This is a genomic window from Pseudomonas sp. YQ_6, assembly GCF_043103245.1.
GTDB classification, from domain to species: Bacteria; Pseudomonadota; Gammaproteobacteria; order Pseudomonadales; family Pseudomonadaceae; genus Aquipseudomonas; species Aquipseudomonas alloputida.
The window spans coordinates 63,814-71,818 of record NZ_JBICJR010000030.1; the positions used below are offsets into that span (position 1 = coordinate 63,814).

Genomic DNA, 8,005 nt, shown 5'->3' on the forward strand with positions numbered 1-8,005 from the left:
TGACCGCTCAGTTGAAGAAGCGCTGGCCGTTCTTGGCCATTTCACGCAGCTTGGCGGTCGGGTGGTACAGCGGCCCCAGGTCGGCATACTGATCGGCCAGGGCGACGAATTCGGCCACACCGATCGAGTCGATGTAACGCAGCGCACCACCGCGGAAGGGAGGGAAACCAATGCCGTAGACCAGGCCCATGTCAGCTTCGGCGGCGGTTTCGACAATGCCGTCTTCCAGGCAACGCACGGTCTCCAGGCACAGCGGGACCATCATCCAGTTGATGATGTCTTCGTCAGTGACTTCACGCTGCTCGAACACGATCGGTTTGAGCACGTCGAGCACGGTGGCATCGAAGACCTTCTTCGGTTTGCCGCGCTTGTCGGTTTCGTAGGCGTAGAAGCCCTTGCCGTTCTTCTGGCCCAGGCGGTTGGCCTCGTACAACGCGTCGACCGCCGAGCGGCGCTCGTCCTTCATGCGATCCGGGAAGCCTTCGGCCATGACGTCACGGCCATGGTGACCGGTGTCGATGCCGACCACGTCCATCAGGTAGGCCGGGCCCATCGGCCAGCCAAACTTTTCCATGACCTTGTCGATGCGCACGAAGTCGACACCGGCGCTGACCAGCTTGGCAAAACCACCGAAGTACGGGAACAGCACGCGGTTGACCAAAAAGCCCGGGCAGTCGTTGACCACGATCGGGTTCTTGCCCATCTTCTTGGCGTAGGCCACGGTGGTGGCGACCGCCACGTCACTGGACTTCTCGCCACGGATCACTTCAACCAGCGGCATCATGTGCACCGGGTTGAAGAAGTGCATGCCGACGAAGTTTTCCGGGCGCTTGAGCGCCTTGGCCAGCAGATTGATCGAGATGGTAGAGGTGTTGGAAGCGAGGATCGCATCGTCCTTCACCTGGCCTTCCACTTCCGCCAGTACCGCTTGCTTGACCTTCGGGTTCTCGACCACAGCCTCGACGACGATGTCGACATTGGCGAAATCGCCATAGGACAGCGTCGGGCGAATGGCGTTGAGGGCCTCGGCCATCTTGGCCGGGGTCAGGCGGCCCTTCTCGACGCGGTTGCCGAGCAGCTTGGAGGCCTCGTTCAGACCCAGCTGAATGGCTTCCTCGCGGATGTCTTTCATCAGGATCGGCGTACCTTTGACCGCCGACTGGTAGGCGATACCGCCGCCCATGATGCCGGCGCCGAGCACGGCGGCCTGTTTCACGTCGTGGGCGATCTCGTCATGCGCCTTGGCCTTGCGCTTGAGCTCCTGATCGTTGAGGAACAAACCGATCAGGCTCTCGGCGACCGAGGTCTTGGCCAGCTTGGCAAAGCCTGCGGCTTCGACTTCCAGGGCCTTGTCGCGACCGAAGTTGGCGGCTTTCTGGATGCTCTTGATCGCTTCGACCGGGGCCGGGTAGTTCGGGCCGGCCTGGCCAGCGACGAAGCCCTTGGCAGTCTCGAAGGCCATCATCTGCTCAATGGCATTGAGCTTGAGCTTTTCCAGCTTCGGCTGGCGCTTGGCCTTGTAGTCCAGCTCGCCACTGATGGCACGCTTGATCAGGTCGAGGGCACCGGCCAGCAGCAGCTCAGGGGCGACCACGGCGTCGACGGCCCCCACTTTCAGGGCATCTTCGGCACGGTTTTCCTTACCGGCGGCGATCCACTCGATGGCGTTGTCCGAGCCGATCAGGCGCGGCAGGCGCACGGTACCGCCGAAGCCCGGGTAGATACCCAGCTTGACTTCCGGCAGGCCGATCCTGGCGCTGGTGGACATGACACGGTAGTCGGCCGCCAGGCACATTTCCAGGCCGCCGCCCAGCGCGATGCCGTTGATGGCAGCCACGGTCGGCACTTCGAGGTCTTCGAAGGCGTTGAAGATGCGATTGGCTTCCAGGTTGCCAGCGACCAGTTCGGCCTCAGGCAGCTTGAAGTTGTCGACGAACTCGGTGATGTCGGCGCCGACGATGAACACGTCCTTGCCACTGCTGACGATCACGCCCTTGACCGAAGCATCGGCCCGGATGGCATCGACGGCCTGGCGCAGCTCGTTCAGGGTAAGGCGGTTGAACTTGTTGACGGACTCACCCTTGAGGTCGAACTTGAGCTCGACGATGCCACTTTCAAGAGCCTTAACCGTGATGGCTTTACCTTCGTAAATCATCAACTGATCTCCACGATATGGAAGCTGAACTGTACACGCCGATCGCTGCAGCAGAAGCAGGCCTAAGCTGCCTTGCCCCAGGCACACCCGTCAGCGCGCTAGTCGGACGTATGGCTTGGCGTCATGACATACAAACGCTCAATTCATACGCCCGTTTGATTTGGGTGTGCACACATTCTCCGAAAAGATGGGCGTTGTCAAATGCTCACGAGCATGGCGAAAACGCGACTTTCCAGTCATTTTCTATCGTGCGGGTACAAAACATGATGACAGTGATCGCCGGTCATTCATGTCAGCGATTGACCACAATCATTGGCTGATTGCTTTGCGCTTGCGCGACAAGCCAAGGCGACTACACTGGCACTTGCTTGAATGAATAACCCGGCCTGCCTGGCCTTTTCTGCGCAGCAGAACGCAAAGCGGCGACTTGGCACCCCACCCCTTCGGGGTTATGCCGAGCCGCCGCTTTGTCGTTACAGAACAGATTGACCAGCCTGGACGCCGCCCCCCCGTAGGAGCGGGTTTACCCGCGAAGCAGGCACCGCGCAGTTTGGCACCGGCTCTGCCGGTGTTCGCAGGCGAATCCGCGCCTACCGGGGGCGCGCATGGGCGGCGCTCAAGCCAAGGTTTCGAGGGCGTAGGCAACATCCTGCAACACAGCAGTATCGCCGCGCTCGGTCCAGTACAGGGCAATCATCCGCGCATCGGCCTCGACCTTGTACACACTCGCCGGCAAACGCGACAAGGCGCCCATGAAGCGTGGGTCTTCGCAGGGTTCGCGCCACTGGTTCCACCACACCCCAGGGCTGACCTGCCAGAAGCTGAAGCTGTCCTCATGCCCACGGCGCCGGGCTCGGTGATACTGCGGGCAAGGGCTTGGCGGCTCCTTTTCCAGCCAGTGCGGCCACTGCTGCGGCGCCAGCTGCATGGCCAAACCCATGCGCCGCGCCTCCAGGCGCAACTTCATCTGCTCGCTCTGCTTGCGCGAGCTGCGCAGCCAGGAAAGCGGACTGAGAATCAGCGCAAGGATTGACACCACCAGCAATACCGTCATATCAGTAGTTCCCATAAAGCGTTGCAAATGAGCTGGTTAGCCATTTTTCACGGTAGACCCGCCCTAAAGCGACCATACTTCTTCTATCGCGATTGTCAGGAGTACCGCTCATGCAATACGAACATTTGTTGGTCGCCGTCGACCTGACCGAAGAATGCGACCCGGTGATCAAGCGCGCCATGGCGCTGGCAGAGCCTTCGAAAGCCAAGGTATCCCTGGTGCACATCGTCGAGCCGATGGCCATGGCCTTCGGCGGTGACGTACCGATGGACCTGTCGCAGCTGCAACAGCAGCAGTTCGACCAGGCCAAGGAGCGCATGGACCGGCTGTTCAACAAATACCCGGAAATCAACCGCGGCGACTCGCACCTGACCTACGGCCAGCCTCGCCAGGAAATCCACCAGTTGGCCAAGGACCAGAAGTGCGACCTGATCGTTGTCGGCAGCCATGGCCGTCACGGCCTGGCATTGTTGCTGGGCTCCACGGCCAACGATGTGCTGCACGGTGCGCCGTGTGACGTGCTGGCGGTACGCTTGCTGAAGAAGGATTGACTGGACCTGAGCCAGCCTCTTCGCGGGCCAGCCCGCACCTGCGAGGGTATGACAATCCCTCCAGGTGCGGCTTTACCCGCGAAGAAGGCGGAACAGGCTAACGCCAATCAGCCTTCCAGCTCAGCCCAGCGCTCCACCAAGACATCCAGCTCACCCTGCAGCTTCTCGATCCGTGCCAGCACCGCCGAAGTTTCTGCAATCGGCCGCTGATAGAAGCCCGCCGCATTCACTTCTTCCTGGGCTTCAGCCATACGCTGCTCCAGCTCATCGATCTGCCCCGGCAGCATCTCCAGCTCACGCTGCAGCTTGTAGCTGAGCTTCTTTTTCGAAGCTTCTTCCACCACCGGCGCCGCAACAGGCTCAGGCTTGGCCTCGACCTTCTCCACCACCGCGCTGTTGAGTGCAGACTTACCACCCTTGCTCTCGGTCACACCCAGCAGCTTCGGCGAGCCGCCCTGGCGAATCCAGTCCTCGTAACCGCCCACATACTCACGCACCTTGCCCTCGCCTTCGAACACCAGGGTGCTGGTCACGACGTTGTCGAGGAAGGCCCGGTCGTGGCTGACCATCAGCACGGTGCCCTTGTAGTTGGACAGCACCTCTTCCAGCAGCTCGAGGGTTTCCACGTCCAGGTCGTTGGTCGGTTCGTCGAGCACCAGCAGGTTGGCCGGCTTGCTGAACAGCTTGGCCAGCAGCAACCGTGCACGCTCACCACCCGACAACGCCTTGACCGGCGTACGCGCGCGCTGGGGGCTGAACAGGAAGTCGCCCAGGTAGCTCAGCACGTGGCGGTTCTGGCCATCGATCTCGATGAAATCACGGCCTTCAGCCAGGTTGTCGATCACGGTCTTTTCCAGGTCGAGCTGGTGGCGCATCTGGTCGAAATAGGCCACCTCAAGCTTGGTGCCGCGCTCCACTTTGCCCGCAGTGGGCTCAAGGTCGCCCAGCATCATCTTGAGCAACGTCGTCTTGCCAGTGCCGTTTGCGCCCAGCAGACCGATGCGATCCTGGCGCTGCAGGACCATGGAAAAGTCCTTGACCAGCAGGGGCCCGTCCGCGTGATGGAAGCTGACATTTTCCAACACCATCACCTGCTTGCCGGATTTATCCGCGGCTTCGATCTGGATGTTGGCCTTGCCCTGTCGTTCACGGCGCTCGCCACGCTCTACACGCAGGGCCTTCAGTGCACGCACGCGGCCTTCGTTGCGAGTACGGCGGGCCTTGATGCCCTGGCGAATCCACACTTCTTCCTGGGCCAGGCGCTTGTCGAACAGCGCGTTGGCGGTTTCTTCGGCGGCCAGTGCGGCCTCCTTGTGCACCAGGAAGCTGGCGTAGTCACCGTTCCAGTCGATCAGGCCGCCGCGGTCCAGTTCGAGGATACGGGTGGCCAGGTTCTGCAGGAACGAACGGTCGTGGGTGATGAACAATACCGCGCCGTTGAAGCCACGCAGGGCCTCTTCGAGCCAGGCGATGGCACCGATGTCCAGGTGGTTGGTCGGTTCGTCGAGCAGCAGCAGGTCGGGCTCGGACACCAGCGCCTGGGCCAGCAGTACGCGGCGGCGCCAGCCACCGGACAGCTCGGCCAGGGTCTTGTCGGCCGGCAGTTGCAGGCGACTGAGTGTGCTTTCCACCACCTGTTGCAGGCGCCAGCCGTCGCGGGCTTCCAGCTCGTGCTGGACGTGCATGAGTTTTTCCAGGTCTTCATCGCCCTGGATGTTCATGCTCAGGTGGTGGAACTGCGCCAGCAACTCGCCCACGCCGTCCAGACCAGCGGCTACCACGTCGAACACCGTGCGCTCGTCGGCCACCGGCAGTTCCTGTGGCAACTCACCGATCTTCAGGCCAGGCGCACGCCAGATTTCGCCGTCGTCGCCCTTCTGCTCGCCCTTGACCAGGCGCAGCATGCTCGACTTGCCGGTGCCGTTGCGGCCGATGATGCACACCCGCTCGCCACGAGCGATCTGCCAGGACACTTTGTCCAGCAGCGGCATGGCGCCGAATGCGAGGGACACATCGCTGAATTTGAGCAGGGTCATGTTCGTCTCCATAAATCGGGCGCGCATTCTACCTGACTTGGCCCCCGACGGCATCCGCCAGGCCAACCGGTGGGCACCTGGCGACATCTGGTCGAACTTAATATCCCGATACAAGCACAGTGCTTTCACCCACGGCCGGCAAACAGCTAAGCTAAGGCAATAGCTTTCAACAGTGCTGGCTCCGCCGACACTTCCCATGGTTCAACTGCCCGGACGTATCATGCGCAGCCGCCTGTTACATATCGCATCCTGCCTGCTGCTTACCGCTGCCACCAGCGCGGCGCAGGCCACCGACCTGACCCTGCAACGCCAGTACTATGACGAAGCCAAGCGAGCGCTGGCCAAAGGCGACAAAGGCCCGTACCTGCGCTATGCCCAGGCGTTGAGCGACTACCCGCTGACGCCCTACCTGGCCTACGACGAACTCACCGCCCGCCTGAAAAGCGCCAGCAACCAGGAAATCGAAGGTTTCCTGGCCAAGCATGGCGACCTGCCCCAGGCCAACTGGATGAAACTGCGCTGGTTGCGCTGGCTGGCCGAACGCGGCGAGTGGGATACCTTCGTCAAGTACTACGACCCCAAGCTCAACTTCACCGAACTGGACTGCCTCAACGGCCAATACCAGCTCAGCCACGGCTTGCGCGCCGAAGGTTACGCCACCGCCGACAAGCTGTGGAACGTCGGCAAATCGCAACCTGCCGCCTGCGACACGCTGTTCGGCATGTGGGCAGCCGAAGGCCAGCTGACCGAGGCCAAGCGCTGGGAACGCACCAAGCTGGCAGCCCAGGCACGCAACTACGGCCTGGCCAACACCTTGGTCAAGACCCTGACCACCCTCGGCCCGCAGGGGCGCCTGCTGGTCGACGTCGCGCAGAAGCCCGAGCTGCTCAACCAGCCGTCGCGCTTTACCCCGGTCAACGAGGCCATGTCCGACGTGGTCAGCCTCGGCCTTCGTCGCCTGGCCCGGCAGAACCCGGAGCGGGCCATGGCACTGCTCGACGATTACGCCCAGCGCATGCACTTCTCGCGTGACGAAAAGGTGGCCATCGCCCGCGAAATCGGCCTGACCCTCGCGCGCCGCTACGACCCACGCGCGCTCGACCTGATGACCCGCTATGACCCCGAGTTGCGTGACAACACTGTCAGCGAATGGCGCCTTCGCCTGCTGCTGCGCCTGGGCCGCTGGGAGGACGCTTACGAGCTGACCAAGCGCCTTCCCCAGGACCTGGCCAGCACCAGCCGCTGGAAGTACTGGCAGGCTCGCAGCCTGGAGCTGGCACAGCCCAACAACCCGCAGATCCCGCTGCTGTACAAGACCGCAGCGCGTGAGCGTGACTTCTATGGCTTCCTCGCCGCCGACCGGTCACAAACACCGTACCAGCTGAACAACAAGCCGCTGCTGCTGAGCCCCCAGCTGGTCAAGAAGGTTCGCAACACGCCCGGCATCCAGCGCGCACTGGAATTCCACGCCCGCGGTCAGATCGTCGACGGCCGTCGTGAGTGGTACCACGTCAGCCGCCACTTCACCCGTGACGAAATGGTTGCACAGGCACGCCTGGGCTATGAGCTGCGCTGGTACTTCCCGGCCATCCGCACCATCAGCCAGGCCCGGTACTGGGACGACCTGGACATCCGCTTCCCCATGGCCCACCGCGACACGCTGGTGCGTGAAGCCAAGGTTCGCGGCCTGCATTCGAGCTGGGTATTCGCCATCACTCGCCAGGAAAGCGCCTTCATGGAAGACGCACGCTCACCCGTGGGCGCCAGCGGCCTGATGCAACTGATGCCGGCCACCGCCAAGGAAACCGCACGCAAGTTCAGCATCCCGCTGGCCTCACCGGCGCAAGTGCTGAACCCGGACAAGAACATCCAGCTGGGTGCGGCCTACCTGAGCCAGGTACACAGCCAGTTCAACGGCAACCGGGTGCTGGCTTCGGCAGCCTACAACGCCGGGCCCGGGCGCGTGCGACAGTGGCTCAAAGGGGCCAAGCACCTGAGCTTCGATGTGTGGGTGGAGTCGATCCCGTTCGACGAAACGCGCCAGTATGTACAGAACGTGCTGTCGTATTCGGTGATATACGGGCAGAAGCTGAATTCACCGCAGCCACTGGTGGATTGGCATGAACGGTATTTCGATGACATGTGATTGCTGTTGAGCCTGAACCGGCCTCTTCGCGGGTGAACCCGCTCCTACAAGGGTTACGCGGTC

At 62.2% G+C, this 8,005-nt stretch carries 5 protein-coding genes; 2 read left to right on the forward strand and 3 right to left on the reverse strand.

Going from position 1 to position 8,005, the window contains the following annotated elements; translation table 11 throughout:
* Positions 1-7: 7 nt before the first annotated feature.
* Complete coding sequence (fadB, locus tag ACF8FG_RS09815; RefSeq protein ID WP_014591781.1) at positions 8-2,155, reverse strand: fatty acid oxidation complex subunit alpha FadB; 2,148 nt, start codon at positions 2,153-2,155, stop codon at positions 8-10.
* 616 nt (positions 2,156-2,771) lie between these two features.
* Positions 2,772-3,209 (reverse strand): hypothetical protein, encoded by a 438-nt coding sequence (locus tag ACF8FG_RS09820; protein WP_003248762.1) that lies wholly within the window; start codon positions 3,207-3,209, stop codon positions 2,772-2,774.
* Positions 3,210-3,319: 110 nt separating this feature from the next.
* On the opposite strand from ACF8FG_RS09820, the gene ACF8FG_RS09825 reads away from it, so the two are divergent.
* The gene (locus tag ACF8FG_RS09825; RefSeq protein WP_014591782.1) at positions 3,320-3,760 is read left to right on the forward strand and encodes a universal stress protein; all 441 of its coding nucleotides are present in this window, start codon (positions 3,320-3,322) and stop codon (positions 3,758-3,760) included.
* Positions 3,761-3,867: 107 nt separating this feature from the next.
* Here ACF8FG_RS09825 and ACF8FG_RS09830 read toward each other — a convergent pair whose 3' ends face one another.
* Positions 3,868-5,796: an ATP-binding cassette domain-containing protein gene (locus ACF8FG_RS09830; protein WP_014591783.1), complete on the reverse strand. Its 1,929-nt coding sequence runs from the start codon at positions 5,794-5,796 to the stop codon at positions 3,868-3,870.
* Positions 5,797-6,016: 220 nt separating this feature from the next.
* Between ACF8FG_RS09830 and ACF8FG_RS09835 the strand changes: the two genes are divergently transcribed.
* The gene (locus tag ACF8FG_RS09835; protein WP_318078956.1) at positions 6,017-7,942 is read left to right on the forward strand and encodes a transglycosylase SLT domain-containing protein; all 1,926 of its coding nucleotides are present in this window, start codon (positions 6,017-6,019) and stop codon (positions 7,940-7,942) included.
* Positions 7,943-8,005 lie beyond the last annotated feature (63 nt).